24 protein-coding genes and 1 pseudogene are annotated in these 25,109 nt (G+C 64.1%); 11 read left to right on the top strand and 14 right to left on the bottom strand.

The window, feature by feature from the left end:
- Position 1 precedes the first annotated feature (1 nt).
- The 6 genes from R2N11_RS09900 to R2N11_RS09875 all read right to left on the bottom strand — a co-directional run bounded on the left by R2N11_RS09900 (position 2) and on the right by R2N11_RS09875 (position 4,655).
- Positions 2-349, bottom strand: a complete 348-nt coding sequence (locus tag R2N11_RS09900) for a c-type cytochrome (protein WP_199030548.1) — start codon at positions 347-349, stop codon at positions 2-4.
- 167 nt (positions 350-516) lie between these two features.
- Positions 517-1,404 (bottom strand): EamA family transporter, encoded by an 888-nt coding sequence (locus tag R2N11_RS09895; protein WP_199030549.1) that lies wholly within the window; start codon positions 1,402-1,404, stop codon positions 517-519.
- Between the two features lie 267 nt (positions 1,405-1,671).
- Entirely contained in the window at positions 1,672-2,964 is a 1,293-nt protein-coding gene (locus R2N11_RS09890) for an NAD(P)/FAD-dependent oxidoreductase (RefSeq protein ID WP_316680967.1), read from the bottom strand.
- Complete coding sequence (locus R2N11_RS09885; protein WP_316680966.1) at positions 2,961-3,308, bottom strand: c-type cytochrome; 348 nt, start codon at positions 3,306-3,308, stop codon at positions 2,961-2,963. Before R2N11_RS09885 ends, R2N11_RS09890 begins: the two co-directional genes overlap by 4 nt.
- Positions 3,309-3,430: 122 nt before the next feature.
- Positions 3,431-4,225: a BON domain-containing protein gene (locus R2N11_RS09880; protein ID WP_316680965.1), complete on the bottom strand. Its 795-nt coding sequence runs from the start codon at positions 4,223-4,225 to the stop codon at positions 3,431-3,433.
- A 37-nt stretch (positions 4,226-4,262) separates the two neighbouring features.
- Positions 4,263-4,655 (bottom strand): YraN family protein, encoded by a 393-nt coding sequence (locus R2N11_RS09875; RefSeq protein WP_316680964.1) that lies wholly within the window; start codon positions 4,653-4,655, stop codon positions 4,263-4,265.
- A gap of 35 nt (positions 4,656-4,690) precedes the next feature.
- Between R2N11_RS09875 and rsmI the strand changes: the two genes are divergently transcribed.
- The gene (gene rsmI / locus R2N11_RS09870; protein WP_048935616.1) at positions 4,691-5,593 is read left to right on the top strand and encodes a 16S rRNA (cytidine(1402)-2'-O)-methyltransferase; all 903 of its coding nucleotides are present in this window, start codon (positions 4,691-4,693) and stop codon (positions 5,591-5,593) included.
- Here rsmI and R2N11_RS09865 read toward each other — a convergent pair.
- A complete protein-coding gene (locus R2N11_RS09865; protein ID WP_316680963.1) occupies positions 5,590-6,312 on the bottom strand; it encodes a septal ring lytic transglycosylase RlpA family protein in 723 nt (240 codons plus the stop codon). The genes rsmI and R2N11_RS09865 overlap by 4 nt on opposite strands.
- A gap of 201 nt (positions 6,313-6,513) precedes the next feature.
- Between R2N11_RS09865 and R2N11_RS09860 the strand changes: the two genes are divergently transcribed.
- The 3 genes from R2N11_RS09860 (at position 6,514) to R2N11_RS09850 (ending at position 8,422) form a co-directional block, all read left to right on the top strand.
- Complete coding sequence (locus R2N11_RS09860; protein ID WP_316680961.1) at positions 6,514-7,170, top strand: MBL fold metallo-hydrolase; 657 nt, start codon at positions 6,514-6,516, stop codon at positions 7,168-7,170.
- Positions 7,167-7,883 carry a 3'-5' exonuclease family protein gene (locus R2N11_RS09855; RefSeq protein WP_316680960.1) on the top strand — a complete coding sequence of 239 codons (717 nt, stop codon included), beginning with the start codon at positions 7,167-7,169 and terminating at the stop codon, positions 7,881-7,883. The genes R2N11_RS09860 and R2N11_RS09855 overlap by 4 nt, the downstream gene beginning before the upstream one ends.
- A 275-nt stretch (positions 7,884-8,158) precedes the next feature.
- Entirely contained in the window at positions 8,159-8,422 is a 264-nt protein-coding gene (locus tag R2N11_RS09850) for a hypothetical protein (RefSeq protein WP_316680959.1), read from the top strand.
- 124 nt (positions 8,423-8,546) lie between these two features.
- Here R2N11_RS09850 and arsC read toward each other — a convergent pair whose 3' ends face one another.
- From arsC to alc, 5 genes and pseudogenes are all read right to left on the bottom strand, one after another.
- The gene (gene arsC / locus R2N11_RS09845) at positions 8,547-8,897 is read right to left on the bottom strand and encodes an arsenate reductase (glutaredoxin) (protein ID WP_316681063.1); all 351 of its coding nucleotides are present in this window, start codon (positions 8,895-8,897) and stop codon (positions 8,547-8,549) included.
- A gap of 232 nt (positions 8,898-9,129) precedes the next feature.
- Positions 9,130-10,381 (bottom strand): annotated as a pseudogene (locus R2N11_RS09840) (IS256 family transposase).
- A 184-nt stretch (positions 10,382-10,565) separates the two neighbouring features.
- The gene (locus R2N11_RS09835; RefSeq protein WP_316680956.1) at positions 10,566-11,840 is read right to left on the bottom strand and encodes a M20/M25/M40 family metallo-hydrolase; all 1,275 of its coding nucleotides are present in this window, start codon (positions 11,838-11,840) and stop codon (positions 10,566-10,568) included.
- 83 nt (positions 11,841-11,923) lie between these two features.
- On the bottom strand, positions 11,924-12,451 hold the full coding sequence (locus R2N11_RS09830) for an ureidoglycolate lyase (RefSeq protein WP_316680954.1): 528 nt from the start codon (positions 12,449-12,451) through the stop codon (positions 11,924-11,926).
- Entirely contained in the window at positions 12,448-13,458 is a 1,011-nt protein-coding gene (alc, locus tag R2N11_RS09825) for an allantoicase (protein WP_316680952.1), read from the bottom strand. The genes R2N11_RS09830 and alc overlap by 4 nt, the downstream gene beginning before the upstream one ends.
- Before the next feature lie 333 nt (positions 13,459-13,791).
- On the opposite strand from alc, the gene R2N11_RS09820 reads away from it, so the two are divergent.
- From R2N11_RS09820 to R2N11_RS09810, 3 genes are read left to right on the top strand one after another with little or no spacing between them, the layout of a single operon-like run.
- Entirely contained in the window at positions 13,792-15,132 is a 1,341-nt protein-coding gene (locus tag R2N11_RS09820) for a C4-dicarboxylate transporter DctA (RefSeq protein ID WP_316680950.1), read from the top strand.
- Between the two features lie 37 nt (positions 15,133-15,169).
- Entirely contained in the window at positions 15,170-15,865 is a 696-nt protein-coding gene (locus R2N11_RS09815) for a GntR family transcriptional regulator (protein WP_316680949.1), read from the top strand.
- A 7-nt stretch (positions 15,866-15,872) separates the two neighbouring features.
- On the top strand, positions 15,873-16,460 hold the full coding sequence (locus R2N11_RS09810; RefSeq protein ID WP_199030652.1) for an IMPACT family protein: 588 nt from the start codon (positions 15,873-15,875) through the stop codon (positions 16,458-16,460).
- Between the two features lie 8 nt (positions 16,461-16,468).
- Here the strand turns inward: R2N11_RS09810 and R2N11_RS09805 are convergent, their stop codons facing one another.
- Entirely contained in the window at positions 16,469-17,380 is a 912-nt protein-coding gene (locus R2N11_RS09805; RefSeq protein WP_316680948.1) for a LysR family transcriptional regulator, read from the bottom strand.
- 346 nt (positions 17,381-17,726) lie between these two features.
- Here R2N11_RS09805 and gcl point away from each other — a divergent pair, with 346 nt between their 5' ends.
- The 4 genes from gcl to pyk all read left to right on the top strand — a co-directional run bounded on the left by gcl (position 17,727) and on the right by pyk (position 23,500).
- Positions 17,727-19,499 (top strand): glyoxylate carboligase, encoded by a 1,773-nt coding sequence (gene gcl, locus R2N11_RS09800; RefSeq protein ID WP_199030654.1) that lies wholly within the window; start codon positions 17,727-17,729, stop codon positions 19,497-19,499.
- A 50-nt stretch (positions 19,500-19,549) separates the two neighbouring features.
- Entirely contained in the window at positions 19,550-20,332 is a 783-nt protein-coding gene (gene hyi, locus R2N11_RS09795; RefSeq protein ID WP_316680946.1) for a hydroxypyruvate isomerase, read from the top strand.
- 629 nt (positions 20,333-20,961) lie between these two features.
- Positions 20,962-21,873: a 2-hydroxy-3-oxopropionate reductase gene (gene glxR / locus R2N11_RS09790; protein WP_199030656.1), complete on the top strand. Its 912-nt coding sequence runs from the start codon at positions 20,962-20,964 to the stop codon at positions 21,871-21,873.
- Between the two features lie 154 nt (positions 21,874-22,027).
- Entirely contained in the window at positions 22,028-23,500 is a 1,473-nt protein-coding gene (pyk, locus tag R2N11_RS09785; protein ID WP_316680944.1) for a pyruvate kinase, read from the top strand.
- Positions 23,501-23,506: 6 nt separating this feature from the next.
- Here pyk and hemN read toward each other — a convergent pair whose 3' ends face one another.
- Positions 23,507-24,991, bottom strand: coding sequence for an oxygen-independent coproporphyrinogen III oxidase (hemN, locus tag R2N11_RS09780; RefSeq protein ID WP_316680942.1), 1,485 nt, complete (start codon positions 24,989-24,991; stop codon positions 23,507-23,509).
- Between the last annotated feature and the right edge of the window lie 118 nt (positions 24,992-25,109).

Here is a 25,109-nt window from a genome sequence, read left to right as displayed (position 1 = left end):
CTCACTTGGCCGGGGCGCCCGCGAGCACCCAGTCAATCACGGTCTTCAGATCGGCGTCGGCGATCTTCGGGTTGGCCGGCATCGGGATCTGGCCCCAGTTGCCCATGCCGCCCTCGCGCACCTTCTTGATGAGCTTGGCTTCGGCCCCGGCATCGCCCTTGTACTTGGCGGCGACATCCTTGTAGGCCGGGCCAACGAGCTTGCGGTCCACCGCGTGGCAGCCCATGCAGGCGTTCTGGTTGGCGATGGACTGCGCGCGGGCAGCATCGACGGCAGCCAGCGCAGGCGCGGCGGACAGCGCCAGGCCGGCCAGCACCGCAGCAGCGGCGAGCGTGGGGGCGAACTTCATGTGGTCTCCAGAGGGTGGGGCTGCCCGCATGCGTGTGCGGGCCAATGGTCGCAATGGCCAGAATGGACCCGATATTGTGCCCGAAGTGGGCCAAAACCGAAGTCGCCCCAAAAGCAAAGCGCCCGGAACCTTACGGCCCGGGCGCCTGTTCGGCAGGGAGTCGACGCTCAGGCCATCGCCCGCCGCGCAGCCAGTCGGCCGCCGAATACGTTGAGCAGCAGGCCTGCCATGACCACCGCGCCGCCCAGCCATTGCGCCGGCACCAGCCGCTCGCCCAGCAGCACGGCGGCCGAGATCAGCCCGACCACCGGCACCAGCAGCGTGAGCGGTGCAACCTGGCTGGCCGCGTATCGGCCCAGCAGGCGGCTCCACAGGCTGTAGCCGAAGATGGTGGCACCAAAGGCTAGGTAGACGATCGCGCCAATGCTCGACCAGCCGATGTTCGTCAGGCTGTGGACAATCTGCTCCGGCCCTTCCATCCAGTACGACAGCAGCAGGAACGGAATGGGCGGGATCACCGCGCCCCAGATCACCAGGCTTACCACGTTCACCTTACCGATGCGCTTGGTGACGATGTTGCCGCTGGCCCAGGAAAACGCTGCGCACAGCGTCAGCAGGAAGCCGACAGTGGTCATGCCGGTCGCCACGGCACCGCCGGCCATGCCGATAATCGCCAACCCGCACGCGGCAACAGCCATGCCGGCCAGGTGAAACCAGCGGATCGGCTCGCGCAGCACGAACGCGGCGATCGTCAGCGTAAAGAATGCCTGCGACTGCAGCACCAGCGAGGCCAGCCCCGCCGGCATGCCCACATACATGGCCGAGAACAAGAAAGCGAACTGCCCAAAGCTGATGGTTGCGCCGTAAGCGAGCAGCCATTTGAGCGCAATCTTCGGGCGCGGCACGAACAGCACGGCTGGGAATGCGACCAGCGCAAAGCGCAGCGCACCCAGCAGCATGGGCGGCACGCCATGCAGACCCACCTTGATGACGACAAAGTTGACGCCCCACACCAGCACAACGGTCAGGGCCAGCAGCAGATCCTTGGGAGACATGATGATCGGAATGCTCAGACGGTCAGCGGCCGCCCGCGCGGCCATATGACGCACTGTAGGCGCCGGCCGCCTACGCGACTTGCACAATCTTGCGCATTGTTTGTGCCTAGTCCACTGAATCATTGAAATTGGTCGGTGCCTGCCATGCCATGCGGGCGCATCGCGTCGTTGCAAATGCTCGCAATAGCTCGCTATTGCTACGCTTTGCGCCTAGCGCTGCTTCCCGCATGACATGTCCTTCACCTCCCATTTCAATGATTCAGCGGACTAGCCGAGCATGTCCGACCAGATCGCCCGACTCCAGCCCTGGGCCAGTTTGCCCTCCGCTACGGAGGGGCCATCCGACAGCCCGCCCGCGCCTTGCACCGTCACCATGGTGCGCTCGGCCGGGTCATAGCGGTGCACGGTTGCCACATGCATCGCCTCGTCGGGGGTGATGAAGCTGTAGCAGGTGTTGGCGTACAGCGGTGATGCATCGGGCGCGTGCCCGGCGAGCATCGCTACCACGGCGGCGGCGGCCACCTTGCCGTGCTGGTTGGCCATGTGCCCGGATTTGGGCATCAGCGGTGCGGTCTGGATGGCGTCGCCAATCACATGTACACCCGGCGCCACCTTCGATTCGAACGACAGGAAATCGACTTCGCACCAGCGCCCGTTGGCGGTCGCCAGCTCTGCTTGCACGGCAATGGCTCCGGCGCGCTGCGGCGCAATGAGGTTGACCACATCTGCCTGCACGTCGTCCTGCACGTCGAACTTGAGCACGCGGCCCGTAGCGTCGATGTCGACCGCGTTGTATTGCGGGCGATATTCGATGTGCTGTGGATAACGTTCCGCCCACACGCGCTTGAACAGCGTGCCCTTGGAGGTCACGTCGTCGTTGGCATCGAGGATCAGCACGCGCGAGTCCGGCTTGGCGCGCTGCAGCCAGTTGGCGATCAGGCAGGCGCGCTCGTACGGCGCGGGCGGGCAGCGGTACGGCGCCAGCGGAATGCTGATCGCCACCGTGCCGCCGTTGGGCATCGCCTCCAGCCGGTGACGCAGCGCGAGCGTCTGTGTGCCGGCCTTCCACGCGTGCGGCGCCTGCGCGGCGGTGGCCGCATTGGCGAGACCGGGAATCGCCCCCGGTACGAAGTCGATACCGGGCGAAAGGATCAGCCGGTCGTACTCCAGCGTGCCGCCCCCGGCCAGGCGCACCTGCTTCGCGCCGATGTCGATGGCCGAGGCGCGGTCGCGTACCCAGCGCACGCCGTGGCGCTCGACCAGCGCGTCGTACGGCACGGTGATCGAGGCGAGATCGCGGTCACCCGACAGCACGAGATTCGACAGCGGACACGACACGAATGCGGCATTGGGCTCGACCAGCGTCACGTCGACATGGTTGCCGGAGAACACGCGCACGTACTTGGCGGCCGTCGCGCCGCCGTAGCCTCCACCAACCACGACGACTTTGGCATTGCGCGTGCCCGACAGCGAAGCGCATGCGGCCAGCGGGCCAGCCAAGGCCGTTGCCCCAAGCGCACGCAGTACAGCGCGCCGGTCCTTGCGCAGGGTCTCGTTCATGGCGCCTCCTGCGGTTGGCGTGAAAGCCAGCCGGCAATCGCGGTGATCTGCGCATCGTCATAACCACGCGCGAGCTGGCCCATGACCGTGGACGGACGTGTGCCGTTGCGGAACGCCTGCAGCGTGTCGATCAATTCAGACTGCGAGCGGCCGGCCAGCGAGGGCAACATCTGTGCGGCCGACTTGGCGCCAGGGGCCGTATCAGCGTGATGGCAGCTTGCGCATGAGGCAGCCCAGGTGCGGGCCTGCGCGTTGGTGGGTGGGCGATCGGCCGCTTGGACGGCATGGGCCGAAGACAGCGCCGCAAGCAAAGCGGCGACAGCAAGTCGGTGAGCGACGGGCATGGGGGGGCTGCGAAGTCACGGAAGCGTCATACGCTAACACGTCCGCCTTGCCATGTGCCGTGCGCGCGGACAACAAAAAACGCAGCACGGTGGCTGCGTTTTTTGTGATGCGTTGAGTGGCCTCAGGGCAGTTGCTTGCCCGGCGGCAGTGCCGGCGTGTTGGTCGGCGACACCGTCACGCCCGGCGATGCCGAGGTCACCGGTGCCGGTGCCTGCGTGGCCGTCGGGGTGCCCTGCACCGGTGCCGGCGTACCCGGCGCGGTCTGCGGATTGCTCGACGACGCGTTCGTGTCCAGGCGCTTGCGTTCGTCTTCGGTCACGTAGTCGAACACCTTCACGACCTTGTTGACGCCGCCCACGGTGCGTACGGCCTCGGTGGCCTTGTTGCCTTCGGCCTCGGTCACCACGCCCAGCAGGAAGACGGTCTGGGCTTCGGTGGTCACCTTGATGGAATTCCAGGGCACGCCTTCCGTGCCGGCCAGCACGCTCTTCACCTTGGTCGTGATGTACGTATCGTTGGTGCGCGAACCGAACGTGCTCGACTCTGGCGTCACCACGAGCTCATTGACGACCTCACGTGCGTTCTCCAGCTTCTGCGCGTATTGGCCAATCTCCTGCTTGGTCGCCTCGGTACCGGCTTCGCCGGTCAGCAGCACCTTGCGGTTGTAGACCGTCACGTTCACGTGGGCACGGCCGTCGTAGCGCGCGATCAGCGTGTTCTCGGCTTCCATCTGCAGGCCGCGGTCGATGGTCTGGGTGGCGGTCGGGCGGCGGTCGGTGGCAAACGCCACGCCACCGGCCACAGCACCGGCAAACAGCGGGAAGCAGGCGGTCAACTGCGTGGCGGTGACACCGGCCAGGGCGGCCAGCACGACAATGCGGCGGGCGCTGGCAAACGTAGGCGACGAGAGTTTCATGCTGTCCTTGAAGAGAGTCCGGAAAGAAGAGCGAGGTTTACGTGTCAGCGCCAAAGGCATCGCGCATCCATTCGATACGCGCGCCGTCGATGGCGATGACGTCAAAACGGCAGGCGGGCACATCATCGGCCTGCCGTGCGAGAAAATCTTCCGCCGCGGCGATCAGGCGGCGCTGCTTGGCGGGCGTCACGCTTGCGGCCGCACCACCAAAGCGCTGCGTGGACCGCGCCACGCGGGCGCGCACCTCCACAAAGATCACCGCGCCGGCGGCATCGCGCATCACCAGATCAATCTCGCCGCCCTTACAGCGATAATTGCGGGTGACCACCGACAAACCGCGCGCCTGCAGATAGCGCAGCGCGCGGTCTTCACCGGCCTCGCCGGTTGTAGCGTTGTCGTGTGACACAGGAACGGGCTGCGGCGCGTGCATTTGCAGTTTGAAGCAACTGACTAAGAGAAGTTCTCGTGAGTGATCCTGACTGGACCCTGCTGGCGCACGACCAGCACTATCCCGCCGGCGCATTATATGTGGTGGCCACCCCCATCGGGAACGCCGCCGACGTGTCGCTGCGGGCGCGTTACGTGCTCGGCATGGTCGATGCGGTGGCCTGCGAGGACACGCGCAACACCGGGCAACTGCTCAATCGCCTGGGCCTGTCGCGGCCGATGCTGGCGGCGCATGAGCACAACGAGCGCGAGGCTGCGGCACGCATCGTCGCGCGTCTGGCGCAGGGCGAGCGCATCGCCTATGTGTCCGATGCCGGCACGCCGGGCGTCTCCGACCCCGGCTCACGCATTGTCGAGGCCGTGCGCGCGGCCGGGCAGCGCGTGATTCCGCTGCCGGGGGCGAGCGCGGTGGTGACGGCGCTGTCCGCTGCCGGCGAATTGCTCGACACGTCGGGCGGGAAATTCACCTTCGTTGGTTTCCTGCCGCCCAAGGCCGGGCAGCGCGATGCGGCCATCCGTCAATGGGCAGCGCACGAGCCGGCGTGGGTTCTGTATGAGGCACCGCATCGCATTGATGCCACGCTCGCGGCGCTGGCTGAACATCTGCCTGCACGTCGCCTCCTCATCGGTCGCGAGTTGACCAAGCTGTTCGAGCAGATCGTCGTGTTGCCTGCCGCCGAAGCACCTGCTTGGCTGGCCGCCGATGCCTCGCACGGCAAAGGCGAATTCGTCTTGGTGGTGGAAGGTGCGGGCGCGCAGGACGCGGCCCCGACGGCAATGGCCGCAGATCAAGTGCTGCGCCTGCTGCTGGCCGAACTGCCCGCCAAGCGCGCCGCCAAGCTGGCCGGGGCGATCACGGGCGCGCCGGTCGACGCGCTGTATCAAAGCGCGCTGGCGTTGAAAAACGACGGGAAGGATTAACGACGCGCCTTCGCGCGGCGCTTGGTCGCCTTTTTCTTCGGCGGTGCCGGCTCGTCGGCGCCGACGTCGGCGTCTCCGTCATTGCTGGCGAGATCGGTCTGCGTGAGCTCCGGGCGCAGCGCTTCGACTTCTGCGCGCGAGAGGCGGCGGATCTCCACTTGCGTTGAACCACGCTTGACGAAATCCAAGCGTTTGGCCGCGGCGTACGACACGTCGAGAACGCGCTTGCCGTGGTAAGGGCCACGGTCCGTTACCTTGGCCACGACCACGCGGTCGTTGGACAGGTTGCGCACCAGCACCCAGCTTTGCAGCGGCAGCGACGGATGCGCCACCGTGAAGGCATTCATATCGAAACGCTCGCCACTGGCCGTGCGGCGGCCGTGGAACCCGCGGCCATACCAAGATGCGACGCCGCGCTGCTCGAACGTGCCAAGGTCTGCACGCAGACCCGGTTCGGTATTGGCGTTCTCGTCGAGCTTGAGGCTGCTGGAATCCGGTACGCCACGGAACGACAGTGCGCCCCAGGCATCCGGGTTGTCGCGCGCGTCCGGCACCTTCAGCGCAGGCGCTGCTGACTTGTCGGCATTGGCGTTGAGCGGGGGCTCACCCGGCACGGCAGCACAACCCGCCAGCACCAGCAAAGCGGTGCCATGCGTCAGCCAGGCACGCAGCGTGCGGCCGGCCGGAAGGCTGGAGAACAAGGGGGAAAGCTTGAGCATGGGCGCGAGTCTAACACGCACGTTCTCCCCGATTATTTACATTTCCTATTAAAACGGTCACATCATGCAGGCATCTTGCATGAACTTTGTAATATTTTCCGCCGGATGTAACAGAGCACCCCGCCAGCCCAATGCTGGCGCGGGCTTGGGCCGTTACAATTGCCTCATCCACCTTCCGCATGAAAGTGCGCAAAAAACCACATGAAAGTCGTTGTCGTCCCCGTTACGCCGTTTGAACAGAACTGCACGCTGCTGATTGGCGACGATGGTGCTGCTGCCGTCACCGACCCGGGCGGCGACATCGAACGCATCCTGGCAGCCGCCCAGCAGCACGGCGCGCGCATCGAAAAGATCCTGCTCACGCACGGCCACGTCGACCACTGCGCCGCTGCCGATGCCCTGCGCACGCAACTCGGCGTACCCATCGAAGGCCCGCACAAGGACGAAGCGTTCTGGATCGACCAACTCCCGATGCAGAGCCAGCGCTTCGGTTTTCCGCCCGCCAACGCCTTCGTGCCTGACCGCTGGCTTGACGATGGCGATACCGTGGAGGCCGCCGGCCGCACGCTGCAGGTTTTCCATTGTCCGGGGCACACGCCCGGCCACGTGGTGTTCTTCAGCGCGGAAGACCGCATCGCCATCGTCGGCGACGTGCTGTTTGCGGGCTCGATCGGCCGCACGGATTTCCCGCGCGGCAACCATGCAGACCTGATCCACGCGATCCGCACCAAGCTCTGGCCGTTGGGCGACGACGTCACCTTCGTGCCGGGCCACGGGCCGGTCTCCACCTTTGGCGATGAGCGCGCAACCAACCCGTACGTTGCCGATCGCCTGTTTGCCAACGAAGGCACGTCATGAGCGACGACACCGGCGATACCAACGACAGCGACGACATCTTCGCCGACACGGCTCCCGCTGCACCGGCAGACAAGCCGCGACGCAAGCGCGGCAACCTGCCGCCCGACACGCGGCCCGAGATCTACGTCAGCACCGACATCGAAGCCGATGGGCCCATCCCCGGGCCACACTCGATGCTGAGCTTTGCGAGCGCGGCGTACCTGGCCGACAAGACGCTCATCGGCACCTTTGAAGCGAATCTCGAAACGCTGCCCGGCGCAGAAGGGCACCCGATCCAGATGCAGTGGTGGCAAACGCAGCCCGAGGCCTGGGCTGCATGTCGCAAGAATCTCGAAGCGCCTGAAGTGGCCTTGCCGCGCTACGTGGAATGGGTCGAGAGCCTGCCCGGCAAGCCGGTGTTCGTGGCGTTTCCGGCGGGGTTCGATTTCACGTACATGTTCTGGTACATGATGCGGTTTGCCGGGCGCTCGCCGTTTGGCTGGGCCGCGCTCGACATCAAGACGCTGGCCTTTGCGCTCACGGGCCTGCCGTACCGGCGCAACGTCAAAGCGCTCTTCCCCGAGCACTGGCACGACCCGCTGCCGCACACGCATGTCGCGCTGGATGACGCGAAGGAGCAAGGCGCCCTCTTCTGCAACATGCTCGCCGATCTCCGCAAGCGCGAAGCCGAACGCGCCGCCGAACCAGTACCCCAGCAACCTGCTCAGGATTGAGCGCCGCTCACATCACGCATTGCGCGAAGAGCCGCTGTCCGTTTGCGTTTTGCCCGCGTGATGCGCGCACCATGACGCAACGCAACTTGCGGCGCCGCAAACCCGCGTCTACGCTGGGCTTGTGCGAGGCGACCAGACGACTGCGCCACCCGGCGCCGACAAGCAAAGCCACTCGCATACGCCATTTGCTTGTCGTATCGTTTTCGGGCCGCACGTACCCCCGACGCCGGTGCGTGCCGGCGTCGGCTTGTCAGCTAACGACGGGAGGTGCCGCGATGCGATTTTCCCGTGACGCGTTTGATACGCAACACTTGCGAGCGATGACGGAGCGCTTGCACTGGCATCGCAAAGCAACCGCCAAGGCGATCCCGCTGAGCGCGCACACGCATCTGCATCGTGCCCGCGGCGACGAGAGCGACGACGCGGAAGTGATGAAGGTCACAGTGGTCTCCACCGCTGTGGCGCTGGCAGTGGTGCTGGTTGCCCTGCTGGCAGTTGGATTCGGGTCAGAAATGGCCCGATTGATGGGCCTGGAATGATCCGGTGCCCTTGCGCGTCTTGACGGACGCAGCCCCGGCCCTCGCGCAAGGCGATACGGCCACCCCTGAACGGCCTGTCCGATGGAAATCGGCAGGCCGTTCAACTTTTTGGGGCGCGTGTTGATTACTTCAGGAACGCGTCGAGGGCTTCGGGTGTGCGGCCGATGGTGGCTTTGTCATTGCGGACCAGTACGGGGCGTTGCAGCAGCTTCGGGTGTGCTGCGATGGCCTTGAGCAGGGCTTCGTCTGATGCGTTGGCCAAGTTCAGTTGGGCGTACTCATCTTCGTTCTCGCGGATGAGACTGCGCAGCGGTGTGCTGAGCTGGGCTGCCAGCTTCTTCAGGTCGGCCAGCGTGGGGGGCGTGTTCAGGTATTCGATGACTTCGAGTTGTTCGCCGTTCTTTTCTGCGAAGGCTTGGGCTTGTTCGAGAGCGGTGCGGGATTTGGAGCAGCGGGGGTTGTGGTAGATCTGCATGAGCTTCGGGACTGGCTTGATGGAACGTGGTGCCATCTTAAGCGCAGCTGTGCGGGTTGCTGGTTTCGTGGTTGGTTGTAGGGGGATTCGTGGGTTTTTGATGTTGGTGGTTTGCTGCTGTTTCGTCCCCTGCCGGGGCGGGTTTTGTTGGTGTGCTCCTTGTTTCATCCCCTGCCGGGGCTGACTCACTTTGGGAGTGTCAGGATTTCCGTGTTCAAGGCGTGATTGAGATTCACACGGATGGTCGAGCGAATCGATCCTCGTAGAGGATAGCGAACTGGTTCATGGCCTGCTTCCAATCGTGAGCGGCACGGCTCCACCCCGCCGTGATGTTGCGCAGTGCCAGCCAGATGAGCTTGGTCGCGGCCTCGTCACTCGGGAAGTGGCCTCGGGTCTCGATGATCTTGCGTAATTGCGCGTTGATGTTCTCAATGGCGTTCGTCGTGTAGATCACCTTGCGTACCGCCGGTGGGAACGCAAAGAACGGAATCACGCGATCCCAGGCGTTGCGCCAGGCGGTACTGACCGTTGGGTATCGCTGCCCCCACGGGCCGCCGGCAAACGCATCGAGTTCGGTCTGCGCGGGCCTCTGCGCTAGGGGCTGTGTAGATCGGTCGAATCGCGCCAGCCAACTCACGACGGTCCTTCCAGCTCGCATAGTCCAGGCTGTTGCGGATCAGGTGGACGATGCAGGTCTGCAAGGTAGTTGCCGGGAACACGGCTGCCAGCGCTTCGGGCATGCCCTTGAGGCCGTCCGTTACGGCGATCAGGATGTCGCCCACTCCGCGCGTCTTGAGATCGTTGAACACCTTCATCCAGAACTTGGCACCCTCGGTGTTTTCGATCCACAGCCCCAGGATGTCGCGCGTGCCGTCGGGCAGCACCCCCAGCGCCAGATAGACGGCCTTGTTGCGGACCACGGCATCTTCCCGGATCTTGACCCGCAGCGCGTCGAAGAACACGACCGGATACATGGGATCAAGTGGCCGGGCCTGCCATGCGGTGACTTCGGTCATCACCTCATCGGTGACCGAGCTGATGAACTCGGGGGAGACTTCCGTTGCATACTGCTCCAGCAGGAAGCCCTGGATCTCACGCACGGTCATACCCCGGGCATACATGGCGACGATCTTGTCGTCGAAGCCCTTGAAGCGCCGCTCGTGTTTGGGAATGAGCAGCGGTTCGAAGCTGCCGTCACGGTCACGCGGCACCGCAATGCGGATCGGGCCGTCCTCGGTCAGCACCGTCTTGGTGCCTGTGCCGTTGCGCTGGTTGCTGACGGTGGCCGGCTTGGCCGCACCTGGCGGGTAGCCGAGATGGTGATTCATCTCGCCACCCAGCGCCCGCTCGATCAGGGCCTTCTTGAGGGCCAGTGTCGCGGCATTAATGGCTTCGGCCGTCATCGGGCCGCTGCCGAATTGTTCAAGCAGTTCAGCAGGGATCGCCGGCAGGTCCGCCGGCTCGGGCTTAGGTTTGCGAGGCATAACGTCTCCTTGAGAGCATGTTATGCCTTGAACACGAAATTACTGACAGGCCCCTCACTTTCTTTGGCAAGACAAAGAAAAGTGAGTCGTGCCCGACAGGGTACGAAACAGGGATGCACCACCAACATCAAAAAGCAAAAGGGCCGACAAACGCCGGCCCCAGAAGCAAAACATCAAACAGCAATCAACCGCCCAACAACTCCGCCACAGCGCAACCAACCACAACCGTAGCCCCCCGCAGATCATTCAACCGCAGGTTCTCATCCGTGTTGTGCCCCCGCGCTTCCATCAACGTACGCGGGCCTGCGCCATACAAAACCGTCGGTACACCATGCGCCGTGTAGTGACGCGCATCGGTGTACAGCGGCACGCCATGTACCGGTACATCGCCACCAAATACCGCCTGGGCGTTGCGGCGCAACGCGTCAATCAGCGTCTGCACACCTGGCAATTCAGCCAGCGGTGCAGCCAGCAAGATGCGCTCTACCGAAACCTCGATCCCCGGCCGCTCAACGGCAGCACGCTCAATCACGGCACGCAGTTCACCTTCCGCATCACGCCCTGCCTCTTCGGGAATCATCCGACGGTCAATGCGGAACGTCACCAGATCCGGCACGACGTTGGTGTTGATACCACCCTGGATCAAACCGACGTTGAGCGTCGCATGGTCAATGCCGGAGACGCTCGACTTGCGCGTCGCCAGTTCCGCGCGATACGCGTACACAGCCTGCAGGATGTGCGTGGCTGCCTCGATGGCGTCGATGCCCGTGTGCGGCATGGCAGCGTGCGCCTGCTTGCCACGCACCGTCACCTGCACGTGCAGGCAGCCGTTGTGCGCCGAGGTGATGCCATACGCAAACCCAGCCGAGATGGCGTAGTCAGGCTTGCTCAGGCCTTGATCCAGCAGCCACTTCGGGCCGATGTCGCCGCCGGTTTCTTCGTCGTACGTGAAGTGCAGTTCCACCGTACCGTTGAGCTTGGCCCCACGCTTCTCGGCGTCGATCAGCGCGAGCAGTGCCCATGTGTAGGTCGCGAAATCCGATTTGGAAACTGCCACGCCGCGGCCAAACATGGTGGGGCCATGTTCGGTCTCGACGATCTCGCCGCCGTACGGGTCATGCGTCCAACCCAGGCCGGGCGGGACGACATCGCCGTGCGCGTTCATGGCAACCGTAGGGCCGCCGCTGCCGAACGTGTGCCGCACGATCAGGTTGGTGGCGCTGACCATGCCGACGGCGCGCACTTGCGCCTCCGGCACGGCGTGTGCCTCGACCGTCAGGCCCAATGCCTCCAGCAGCGCCTTGGCGCGCGCTGCGTGCGGGGCGCAGTCGCCGGACGGATTGTCCGACGGCACCTTCACCAGCTCACGCAGGAAATCGATCTGCTGCGCGTGTGCAGCTTCGACAAACGCGCGGATGTCCGCGTCGATACCGGGGTTGGTGAGTTCAGCCTGCGTCATGTCGATGGTCTCCTTGTAGGTTTTGAATGTGACTGAGCCCCCGTTGTGCGGGGGCTCAGTGTTGTCACCGATTCAGCGGCAGCTTACTTGGCGGCTTGCATCGCCTCAGCGGTCAACCACACCGATTCGGGCAAGTCCTGCTCGTCGCAGTTGTGGCCTTCGCCACCGCGGTCGACGACGAGGAAGTCGCTGACCTCGCCCAGTGCCAGCAGCGGGTGATGCCACACGCCGCGTGCGTAGTTCACGCCCTGCCAGCCGTGCGAGACGAACGCGCGCAGCTTGCTCGGGTCCAGCTCACCGGCCGGCGCCACGACCACCAGGTACGGCTTGTCGTTCTGAGGGATGAAGGCCTGGCTGCCACGCGGGTGGCGCTCCAGCATCTTCACCTCGAACGGCAGCGTACGCGGCTGGCCACGGAACAGGCTGATCAGCGCCCGGCCGCCCTCGCCCACGTCCACGTTGGCGAGGTCATGAAAGCGAATGGTCGTGCCCTGGTTGATGGGGAACTGCTTGGCCCCTTCCAGTTCGATCACGTTGCCGAACGGCGCGAAGGCTTCGCGCGTGAGCGGCTCGATGGTCAGTGCGATACGTGCGGCGGCGTCTTGGCTCATTCCAGAACTCCCCACAGACGCAGACGCGACACGCCACCGTCCGGGAACATGTTGAAACGCACGTGCGTGACGATACCCAGGTCCGCGATTTCTGCTTCGTAGTAGTGCTGCAAGTCCATCTGCAGCTTTTGCTCGGGCAGCAGCGTTTGCCAGAACATGGCTTGCGTCTTCAGCGAGCTGTCGGTACCACCCACCACGCGTGCGGCCTGGATGGAAACGCGGTCAGCAAAGTTGCCCTTGAAGTGCGCGGTATCGACTTCGATCTTGCGGATGCGGCCCGGGTTGGCCAGTGCGATCACGCACCAGTCGTTGCCCGGCTCGCGGCGGCGGCGCGTTTCCCAGCCGTCACCCATGTTCACGCCACGGCCCGGCATCAGCATGCGCGAGGCCGGCCCGAAGTGTTCGTTGTTGGCTTCGACCACGTAGGCGCCGTTTTCCATGGCGGCCAGGTCGATCAGCTTGGTGCGGTCGGCGCCCTTCCAGTCGACTTGCGGCTGGCCGTACACGCGCAGGCGTGCAATACCGCCGTCCGGGAAGATGTTCACGCGCAGGTGCGTGAAGGCTTGCGTGCTGGTCACGGCCACGTAGGCGTGGCTGTTGCCCTGCAGGGTGGTCGACGGAATGATTTCGGTCCACTGCGTGGCGTCGGTCGGCTCGCCGTCCGGCAGGTAAGCGGCTTCGATCGATGCAGCCGGCGGGAAGTTGCCGGTGAAGTGGCTGGTGTCGATATCGACACCCTTCACCACGCCCGGGCGGGCCAGCTTGACGATGCAGTGGTCGTAACCACCGTTGCGGCGACGGCGCGTTTCCCAGCCGTCCATCCACTTGCCGTGGTCGTCGTACTTGCCGGGGATGAAGACAGCCGGCTCGGGGTTGAGCATGCGGTCTTTCGGAGCGAAGAACTCGTCGGTCGCGAACGTGGCCACGGCACCCAGGCGCGGATCGGCCAGGTTCGGATAGCGGCGGGTGAAATCAGGGGCGTTGGGATCGAGCGTAGGCAGCGCCATGGGGGAACTCCTTGGTGTTTGTCTCTGGATGTTATACGGCAGGCCCATCGAACAAAAACGGCGAGTAAAAACACTCGAAACTCTGGCGACGGGATTACCGGAAGTGCAGCGTAGATGGCGGAACCACAAGGGTTCGCGGGACTGCATGAACCGATGCTAGCATGTGAATTCAAAAATTGCATACAAAAATTGGATCGCCTATGATGCCGTCACCGCCCAACAATTCGCGACAACAATTTGCTGCGATGCAATGAGCGAAACAAAGCCGTGACGACAATCGCAATAGACGATCCGCAGGGCTTGAGACACCTGAAATCCAAAGGAGGATTCACCATGCAACGCTTTACGCGCCCGTTGTTCGGGCAGGTTTTGATTGCCCTGGCAATTGGTATTGCGCTGGGCGTCTGGGCGCCGGAATTTGCACAGAAACTGCAGCCGCTCGGCGACGGTTTCCTGAAGCTCATCAAGATGCTGATCGCGCCGATCGTGTTCTCGGTGGTGGTGGTCGGCATCTGCGGCGCCGGCGAGCTGAAGAAGGTCGGGCGCGTGGGCGGCAAGGCCGTCATCTACTTCGAGATCGTCACGACGATCGCGCTGGCGCTGGGCATTGCGCTGGCCTACTTGTTCGGGCCGGGCCACGGCATGAATGTGGACCCGAAGACGCTCGACCCGGCAGCCATGGCGTCGTACATGACGACGGCCAAGCAGGTGGAGTCGACCGGCGTAGCCGCCTTCTTCCTCAAGCTGATTCCGGATACGTTCGTCAGCGGCTTTGTGAAGGGCGACATCCTGCAGGTGCTGCTGGTGTCGATCCTCTTCGGCTGCTCGTTGTCACTGCTGGGTGAGCGCACCAAACCGCTCGTCTCGCTCATCGATCAGCTCTCGCACGTGCTGTTCCGCATGATGGCGGTGATCATCCGCCTGGCGCCGCTGGGCGTGCTGGGCGCGGTGGCCTTTACCGTGGGCAAGTACGGTGCCGGCTCGCTCAAGCAGCTGGGCTTCCTGGTGCTGCTGTTCTATGCGGCCGTGGCGATCTTCGTGGTGGTGGTACTGGGCACCATCCTGCGCCTGGCGGGCTTCAACATCTTCAAGCTGATCCGCTTCCTGCGCGCCGAGCTGCTGGTGGTGCTGGGCACGGCGTCGTCCGATGCGGTGCTGCCGTCCATCATGAACAAGCTGGAGAAGATGGGCATCAAGCGCTCGGTGGTGGGGCTGGTCATCCCGACCGGCTACTCGTTCAACCTTGATGCGTTCTCGATCTACCTGACGCTGGCCGCGGTGTTTATCGCCCAGGCCACCAACACGCCACTGTCCATGCATGACCTGCTGCTGATCCTGGCGGTGGCGCTGGTGACGTCCAAGGGCGCGCACGGTATTCCGGGTTCGGCCATCGTGATCCTGGCGGCCACGCTGTCGGTCATTCCTGCCATCCCGGCGATTGGGCTGGTGCTGGTGCTCTCCGTCGACTGGTTCATTGGCATTGCCCGTGCGCTGGGCAACCTGATCGGCAACTGCGTGGCCACGGTGGTGATTGCCGCGTGGGAGAAGGATATCGACCGCGTGCGCGCCAACGCGGTGCTGGACGGCAAGATCGACATTACTGAAGAAGGCGAGGCGATTGCGCAGGGCCATGCCGCACCTGCGGCCGCAGCGCACTCCGTGCCGCATGCCTGATGTCGGTGTCCCGTCGGACGGCGGTAAAATCGGCGCCATGACCGAAACCACCGCCGCCGACATCTCCTCCGAAGGCATTGCCGACGACATCGCCCAGGCGATCGTCGCGCACCGGCTGCCGCCCGGCACCAAGCTGCGCGAAGAAGCGCTGGCGAAGGTCTACGGCGTCAGCCGCACCAAGATTCGCGCGGCGCTGCTGATGCTGGCCAAGGACAAGCTGATCCGCATGGAGCCGGACCGTGGCGCCTTTGTGGCCAAGCCGGACGAGACCGAGGCACGCGAGGTGTTTGCCGTGCGCCGTGTGCTGGAAGTGGCACTGGTGCGCGAATTCATCGCCAAGGCCACGCCGGCTGATTACAAGCGACTGGAAAAACATCTGGCCGAAGAACACCAGGTGGCGGCCAGTGGCAGCATCGCCGACGTCCCGCGCCGCAACCGCCTGATGGCCGACTTCCACCTGCTGCTGGCTGACGTGGTCGGCAACAGCGTGCTCAAGGAAATGCTGCGCGAGCTCTCCGCGCGCAGCTCGGTCATCACGATGATGTACCAGTCCACCTACGACGCCGTGCGCTCGTCCGACGAGCACACCGCCTTTCTGGAAGCCGCCAAGCGTGGCGACGTGGAAGGCGCCATCGCCCTGATGGAAGAACACATGGCGCACACCGAGGCCTCGCTCAAGTTCGAATCACCGGGCGGCCGCGCGACGGACCTCGTTGCCGCCCTTCTCGCCTGACACGCGCGTGCCGACGTATACGCTGCGCGCGCCAGTCTCTGTCGAGCTGGAAATCAAGAAGAGCCGTTTCATTGGATGGGCCGTGCCGGTCGAAAACCGGGCTGCTGCCATGGAGGTCGTTGCACGTCTACGCGCTGAGCATCCGGCAGCCACGCACGTCTGCTGGGCGCTGCTGGCCGGTGGGCAATCCGGCATGTCCGATGATGGCGAACCGTCTGGCACCGCGGGCCGCCCCATCCTCGAAGTCCTGCGCCATCACGACCTCGATGGCACGCTGGGCGCCGTGGTGCGCTACTTCGGCGGCGTCAAGCTGGGCGCGGGTGGCCTGGTGCGCGCTTACACGGATGCCATTGCCACCGCCCTCATGCAAGCCGAACGTGTGGAGCGCATCGCCAACACCACCCTCACCCTGGCCACCGATTACGCCGATGAAGCACGCATCCGCCGCTGGATCGACGACGGCGGCTATGCGTTGGTCGATGCCGGCTACGATGCAGGCGTGACGCTCACCGTGCGGCTGCCGGTGACGGATGAGGCAGCGGCGCGCGTCACGTTGCGGGATCTGACGCAGGGACGCGTCGTCATTGCGGACTGAGCGGCGCGTCAGCTAGCGCGCGACCAATACCCCGCCTGCCCATACACCGCCTTCAGGTGTTCGATAAAGAACCGAATCTTCGCCGGCACCGGCCGCTGTTGCGGATACACGGCGAGGATGTCGTAGTCGGGCAGTGCGTAGTCATCCAGCACCGTCATCAGCGCGCCGGATTCCAGCTCGGGCTGAATCTCCCACGTTGACCGCCAGCCGAGGCCCAGGCCCTCGCCCATCCAGCGGTGCAGCAGTTCGCCGTCGTTGCAGTCGAGGTTGCCGCTCACTTTGACGGTGACCGCCTTGCCGTTCTGCTGAAAGTACCAACCACGCTGCTGGCCACCCTGCAGGTTGAAGGCCAGGCAGTTGTGCTTTTCCAGTTCATCCAGCGTGCGGGGTACGCCGTGCTTGGCGAAGTACGCTGGCGTGCCGCACACCACGCGCTTGTTCGACGCCAGGCGGATCGCCACGAAGTTCGGGTCGATCGCCCCGCCGATGCGGATGCCCACGTCGTAACCCTCACGCACGAGATCGACCACGCGGTCGGTCAGGTTGAACGAGCAGCGCACGTCCGGGTTGGCGCGCAGGAAGTCCGGCGCATGCGGCGCAACGTGCTTGCGGCCAAACGCAGCCGGTGCGGAGACGATCAGGTGGCCCGTCGCCTTGTGGCGGCCTTCGGCCACCAGCAGCTCGGCGCGGTCCAGTTCGCCCAGTGCCTTCTTGCACTGTTCCATGAACACCGCGCCCTGCTCCGTCACCGCAATGCGCCGCGTGGACCGATGCAGCAGCTTCACGCCCAGGCGCGCCTCCAGCGCGTTGATGCGGCGGCCGATCATGACGGGCGTCACGTCCTGCGTGAGCGCGGCGGCGGCCATGCTGCCGTGCTCCACCACGGCGATGAACGCTTCGATCTGCTTGAGCTTGTCCATTCCATCATTCCAGTTCGCAATGTCAGACCATTTTATGAAGGATTCCGTACGCGGATTGGTGCTATCCAGCGCATATCACCTGTGACGAATGACTGAAATGACTGTCAGTGATGTGATCAATGGTTACGCGCGCCATTGAAATTTTGCGTTGCACAAAATCGGGTGAAATTGGCTTGGGAATGGGTGTTTCCGACAGGTTGCCTGCCTGCCGATTGCTGCGGCACGCAAAATCATTCGATATGCAGAGTTAGCAATCAACTGACGAAAGCTGCGTTTATCCATATCGGCATGCGGGAATAGGATCAGCTCAAACCTATTCCCACCTTCCCCTTCCTGGAGACACACCATGCCGAAGATGAGAGCGATTGATGCCGCAGTTGCGGTGATGGAAAAAGAAGGCATCACCACCGCCTTCGGCGTGCCTGGTGCCGCCATCAACCCGTTGTACTCGGCCCTGCGTAAGGCCGGCAACATCGACCACGTGCTGGCCCGCCACGTTGAAGGCGCCTCGCACATGGCCGAAGGCTACACCCGTGCCGAACCCGGCAACATCGGCGTGTGTATCGGCACCTCGGGCCCCGCAGGCACCGACATGATCACCGGCCTGTACTCGGCCTGGGCGGATTCGATTCCCATCCTCTGTATCACCGGCCAGGCCCCGCGCGCGCGCCTGTACAAGGAAGACTTCCAGGCCGTCGACATCGAGTCGATCGCCAAGCCGGTCACCAAGTGGGCCGTGACCGTGCGTGAGCCGGCACTGGTGCCGCGCGTGTTCCAGCAAGCGTTCCACCTGATGCGCTCCGGCCGTCCGGGCCCGGTGCTGATCGACCTGCCGTTCGACGTGCAAGTCGCCGAGATTGAATTCGACATCGACACCTACAGCCCGATGCCGGTCTACAAGCCCGCGGCCACGCGTGCCCAGGCCGAGCGCGCCATCGAGATGCTGTGCGCAGCCGAGCGCCCGTTGCTGGTGTGCGGTGGTGGCGTGATCAACGCTGACGCAGCCAAGCTGATGGTCGAGTTTGCCGAACTGGTGAACGTGCCCGTAGTCCCGACCCTGATGGGCTGGGGCGTGCTGGCCGATGATCACCCGCTCAACGCCGGCATGGTCGGCTTGCAGACCTCGCACCGCTACGGCAACGCCACGCTGCTGGCGTCGGACTTCGTGTTCGGCATCGGCAACCGCTGGGCCAACCGCCACACGGGCAGCGTCGACGTCTACACCAAGGGCCGCAAGTTCATCCATGTCGATATCGAACCGACCCAGATCGGCCGCGTGTTCGGTCCGGACCTGGGCATCGTGTCGGACGCAGGCGCCGCACTGGAGAAGTTCATTGAAGTCGCTCGCGAGCTGAAGGCCGCCGGCAAGCTGCCGTGCCGCAAGTCGTGGAACGCTGACGTGCAGAAGCGCAAGCGCACGATGCTGCGTCGTTCGGACTTCGACAACGTGCCTGTCAAGCCGCAGCGCGTGTACCGCGAGATGAACCAGTTCTTCCCGCGCGACGTACGTTACGTGTCGACAATCGGCCTGTCGCAGATTGCTGCTGCGCAGTTCCTGTCGGTCAACCAGCCGCGCCACTGGATCAACTGCGGTCAGGCAGGCCCGCTGGGCTGGACGATCCCCGCCGCAATCGGCGTGAAGGTGGCTTCGCCCAACAGCGACGTGGTGGCCATCTCAGGTGACTACGACTTCCAGTTCATGATCGAAGAAATGGCGGTGGCCGCGCAGTTCAAGGTGCCGTACATCCACGTGGTGGTGAACAACTCGTATCTGGGCCTGATCCGCCAGGCACAGCGCAACTTCGACATGGACTACTGCGTCCAGCTCGCCTTCGACAACGTGAACGCCCCTGAGCTGAACGGCTACGGCGTGGACCACGTGAAGGTGGTGGAAGGCCTTGGCTGCAAGGCGATCCGCGTGTTCAAGCCGGAAGACATCGAACCGGCCTTCGCGCAGGCTCGCAAGCTGATGGCCGAGTTCTCGGTGCCGGTGATGGTGGAAGTGATTCTCGAGCGCGTGACGAACATCGCCATGGGCACCGAGATCGACAACGTGGTCGAGTTTGAAGAGGTGCTCGACCTGGAAGACACCGTCGCTGAAGAAGGCGCCACCGCGTAAGACAACGCGAGACGACACGCCTTTCCCTCACCGTCCGATAAGGAGAAAACATGACAAAGCTGGCAGCCAACCTGACCATGCTCTTCAACGAGCAGGCCTTCCTCGACCGCTTCGAAGCCGCCGCGCGTGCGGGCTTCCGCGGTGTGGAGTTCCTGTTCCCCTACGCGTTTCATGCAGACCAGATTGCCGACAAGCTGAACAGCTACCAACTGGACCTGGTCCTGCACAACCTGCCGGCCGGCAACTGGGACGGCGGTGAGCGCGGTATCGCCGTGCTGCCCGATCGCGTGAGCGAGTTCCAGGACGGCGTGGGCGAAGCCATCAAGTACGCCAAGGTGCTCGGCGTGAAGCAACTCAACTGCCTGGTGGGCATTCGCCCCGAAGGCGTGAGCGAAGACGTTGCGCGCAAGACGCTGGTGGAGAACCTGAAGTTTGCAGCGAAGGCACTGAAGGCCGAGAAGATTGATCTGCTGATCGAGCCGATCAACACGTTTGATATTCCGGGCTTCTACCTGAACCGCACGCAGCAGGCACTGGACCTGATCAACGACGTGGATGCGTCCAACCTGTACGTGCAGTACGACATCTATCACATGCAACGGATGGAAGGCGAAGTGGCGAACACGCTCAAGCGCCATCTGGACAAGATCAAGCATGTGCAGTTGGCCGACAACCCGGGCCGCAACGAGCCGGGCACGGGCGAGATCAATTACCAGTTCTTGTTCCGTTGGTTGGCTGAGATTGGCTACAAGGGCTGGATTGGGTGTGAGTACAAGCCTAAGGCTGGGACGGTTGAAGGTCTTGGCTGGCGTGCTGCTCACAACGTTGCTTGATTTGGTTTTTGCCTTGTTCCGGCGGGAGGGGTGCATCCCCTGTTTCATCCCCTGCCGGGGCTGACTCACTTTTCTTTGTCTTGCCAAAGAAAAGTAAGCAAAAGAAAGGCGCGCCCGAGATGGCGAATACCCCTTGAATTTATGTCGCAGAGAGGGAGCGCAGGCAACTCGCTTCGCTCAGACAGGCCTGCACTCTTTTTCCTCTCTGCAACAGAAATTCAAGGCGCCATCTAGGACAGGAACGTCAAAGGCCAAACCATCGAAGCACGACCGCAGTAGCAGCAGTAAGCAGCACAACGCGAAGCGAAGCGAGCAACAACAGCACCAAACAAGAGCCACCTTGGGCAGCACACAGATTGTGTGGCCGTACCCTGCCCTAGATGGCGCCTTGAATTTGTGTAAGCGGGCGGAAACAAGAAGGAGGCTTGTCTGAGCGCAGCGAGTTTGGCTCCTTCTCCGCCCGGTTACACAAATTCAAGGAAGGGGTCGCCATCTTGGGCGCGCCTTTCTTTGCTTACTTTCTTTGGCAAGACAAAGAAAGTGAGTCGCCCCCGGCAGGGGGTGAAAGGGAGTGGACCACCAAGGCCCATCCAACACACAAACCATCAACCCCAAGGAGATCCCTCACCATGGCAAACGCACTCAACCTCGGTTTCATCGGTCTCGGCATCATGGGCGCCCCCATGGCAGGCCACCTGCGCGCCGCTGGCCACACGCTGTTCGTGCACGACGTCAACCCGGCCCCGGCCACGCTGGTGGAAGCTGGCGTGACGGTCTGCACGAGCGCCGAGGAAGTCGCCAAGCGTGCCGACATCATCTTCGTCATGGTGCCGGACACCCCGCACGTTGAAGCCGTGCTGTTCAGCGAAAAGGGCGTCGCCAAGGCGCTGAAGGACGCCGGCAAGGAGGCTGCTGCCGGCAAGATCGTGGTCGACATGAGCTCGATCTCGCCGATCGCGACGAAGGACTTCGCTTCGCGCATCAACAAGACCGGCGCGCAATACCTGGACGCCCCGGTGTCGGGTGGCGAAGTGGGCGCCAAGGCTGCCTCGCTGACGATCATGGTCGGCGGTGAACAAGCGGCGTTTGATCGCGTGGTTCCGCTGTTCCAACTGATGGGCAAGAACATCACGCTGGTCGGCGGCAACGGCGATGGCCAGACCACCAAGGTGGCCAACCAGATCATCGTGGCGCTGAACATTCAGGCCGTGTCGGAAGCGCTGCTGTTTGCATCGAAGGCCGGCGCCGACCCCGCAAAGGTGCGTCAGGCACTGATGGGCGGCTTTGCCAACTCGCGCATCCTGGAAGTGCATGGCGAGCGCATGGTCAAGCGTACGTTCGATCCGGGCTTCCGCATTGAACTGCACCAGAAGGATCTGAACCTGGCGCTGCAAGGTGCCAAGGCGCTGGGCGTGGCACTGCCGAACACCGCGACTGCACAGGAGCTGTTCAACACCTGCTCCGCTAACGGTCTGGGCAAGCAGGATCACTCGGCGCTGTGCCGTGCGATTGAGATCATGTCGAACCACGACATTGCCTAAGTTGTGAATGCTGCCGCTGCCTTCGGGTAGTGGCAGTTTTGTTTTAGCGTTGGTAGTGCGCCTCCCTTTCGTCCCCTGCCGGGGCTGAAACCAGAGATGGACCACCCAGGTCCGCAAACGCAGCAAGCACCAGCCCACACCGGAGCAACAAGCAATGCGCCGATTCCGCAACACCAAAATCCTCGCCACCCTCGGCCCCGCCAGCAGCGACAAAGACACCATCCGCGCCCTCTTCGACGCCGGTGCAGACGTCTTTCGCCTGAACTTCAGCCACGGCTCGCACGAAGATCACCGCAAGCGCTACGACGCCGTGCGCGCAGTGGAAGCCGAAACCGGTCGCCCCATCGGCATCCTGGCCGACATGCAAGGCCCGAAGCTGCGCATCGGCACGTTTGCCGAGGGCCGCGTCACGCTCAAGAACGGCGAGCGCTTCGTGCTCGACCGCGACCCGACGCCGGGCGATGTCACCCGTGTGCACCTGCCGCACCCCGAGCTGTACGCCGCTGCTGCGCCGGGCCAATCCCTGTTGCTCGATGACGGCAAGATCCGACTGGCCGTGGAAGCCGCTGATCCGACCGCTATCGTCACCCGTGTGGTCGACGGCGGCCCGCTGTCGGATCGCAAGGGTGTGAACGTGCCCGATGCGGTGATCCCCATCCCCGCACTCACCGAGAAAGACCTGCGCGACCTTGAGTTCGCCTTGTCGCTGGGCGTGGACTGGATTGCGCTGTCGTTCGTGCAACGCGCCGAGGATGTGATCGCCGCGCGCGAGATCATCGGCGACCGCGCCGGCCTGCTCTCCAAGATCGAGAAGCCCGCCGCGCTGCTGCACCTGGAAGACATTGTGCAGGCCTCCGACGCACTGATGGTGGCGCGTGGCGACCTGGGTGTGGAGTTGCCGCCCGAGCGTGTGCCCGGCGTGCAGAAGCGCATCCTGCGCCTCGCACGCCAACACGGCAAGCCCGTGGTCGTGGCTACGCAGATGCTGGAATCGATGATCGAAGCGCCGGTGCCAACGCGCGCCGAAGCATCCGATGTGGCAACCGCTGTGTACGACGGCACCGATGCGGTGATGCTCTCGGCTGAATCGGCCAGCGGCAAGCACCCGGTGGCAGCGGTCAGCATCATGAACCGCATCATTGCCGAAACCGAGCGCGATCCGCTGTACCGCAACCTGATCGACGCACAACATCAGGCCCCGTTACCGACGCGCCAGGACGCCATCTGCGCGGCCCTGCGCGACGTGACGCACATCCTGGGCGCGGTGGCCACGGTCACCTACACGTCCAGCGGCAAGACCAGCCTGCGCGCCGCACGCGAGCGGCCGCTGGCGCCCATCGTGAGCATCACGCCACGTCTGGATACGGCGCGCCGTCTGGCAATCACCTGGGGCGTGCACAGCACCGTAAGCGCCGACGTGCACAGCGTGGATGAAATGGTGGATGCGGCCTGCCGTGCTGCCGCCCGCGAGGGCTTTGCCGTGTCGGGCGACCAGATCGCCATCACGGCGGGCATGCCGTTTGGTCAGGCAGGTTCGACCAACCTGCTGCGTCTGGCCGAAGTCTGGCCGCAGACCGTCGCGACGGCACAAACGGAAACGACTGCGCAGGAACCAGTAACGGCTTAAGGTCGATCAGACCACCTTGGAGTAGCGCGGAACGAAGGCGACGGGCTTGCCCTCCGCCTCGACCGCGCGCTCGGTGCCAACGGCGCGCAGATGCGCGTCGAACACCATGGCGATGCGCCGCACCAGCAGCCGCCCTTGCGGCGTGATGAGGATGCGCTCGTCACCCACCTTCACCAGGCCCGCCTCTTCCAGCGGCGCCAACGCCTCCAGTTCTTCGGCAAAGGTCCCCTTGAAGTCCAACCCGTGCGTGGCGCCGAACGCGCGCATGTCCAACTCGAACCCGCACATCAGTTCACCAATCAGCGCACGCCGCACGTGGTCGTCCGGCGAGAGCGACAGGCCGCGCAGCACCGGCAGCTCGTTGGCGTCGATGCGCGCGTAGTACGCGTCGAGATCCTTTTCGTTCTGCGCATACACGTCGCCCACGCGGCTGATGGCGGACACGCCAAAGGCCAGCAGATCGCAATCGGCATGCGTGGAATAGCCCTGGAAATTGCGCTGCAGCCGCCCTTCGCGCTGCGCAATCGCCAAGGCATCGTCCGGCCGCGCGAAGTGGTCCATGCCGATGTAGACATAGCCCGCGTCCACCAGGCGCTCCACCGTCATGGCCAGCAGGTCGAGCTTCTCGTCGGCCGTCGGTAGCGCAAGGAGGTTGATGCGGCGCTGCGGCTTGAACAGGTGCGGCAGATGCGCGTAGCTGTAGACAGACAGCCGATCCGGCGCCATCTCCAGCACGCGGTCCAGTGTCGCGTTGAACGTCTCGGTACGTTGATGCGGCAGGCCGTAGATCAGATCGAAGCTGATCGATTCAAAGCCGAGGCGGCGCGCGCTGTCCACTACGCGGCGCGTGTCTTCCACGTGCTGGATGCGATGGATGGCCCGCTGCACATCCGGGTCGAAATCTTGAATACCGAGGCTGGCGCGGTTGAAGCCGAGATCAGCGAGCACCGCCAGCGTGGCGTCGTCTGCGTGCCGTGGGTCGAGTTCGACGGAGATTTCCGCGTCAGGCGCCAGATCGAAATGCGCACGCGTGGCGGCCATCACGGCGCGCATCTCATCGTGCGTGAGGAAGGTCGGCGTGCCGCCACCCCAGTGCAGTTGCTTCACGCGGCGCAGTGGGCCGATGTGCTCGGCCACGAGCGCCATCTCCTGTGCCAGGGCGCGGATGTAGCGCGCACTGCGCGAGTGGTCTTTGGTGATGACCTTGTTGCAACCGCAGTAGTAGCAGAGGTTCGCGCAGAACGGCAGGTGCATGTACAGCGACAGCGGCGCATGCAGCGCCGGCGCAATCGCGGCCCGTCGGTGCAGTGCGTCGAGGTACGCCGCGTTGCTGAAGCCGTTGTGGAAGCGGTCCGCTGTCGGGTACGACGTATAGCGCGGACCATGCGTGTCGAAACGCTGCGCCAGCGCCCGCACCTGCGGGGCAGACCAGCGGAAGGCGGTGTCATTGGCAGCCGCATCCTGGGCGGCCGGTTGAGCAAAGGGGAACATGGGGCGGTGGGGTGCGAGGGCGACGGTTGATGCTATTCCTGCACTCCCGGCAGCGCGTTGATATGTGTCAACGTCGGTCAATGCGGGTTCAAACGCGCCGATCCCTCCATCGGGAGGG

The organism is Ralstonia flaminis (genome assembly GCF_958415495.1).
GTDB lineage: Bacteria > Pseudomonadota > Gammaproteobacteria > Burkholderiales > Burkholderiaceae > Ralstonia > Ralstonia flaminis.
The sequence above is the reverse complement of the archived record's forward strand: the minus strand, read 5'-3'. Positions and strand labels throughout refer to the sequence as shown.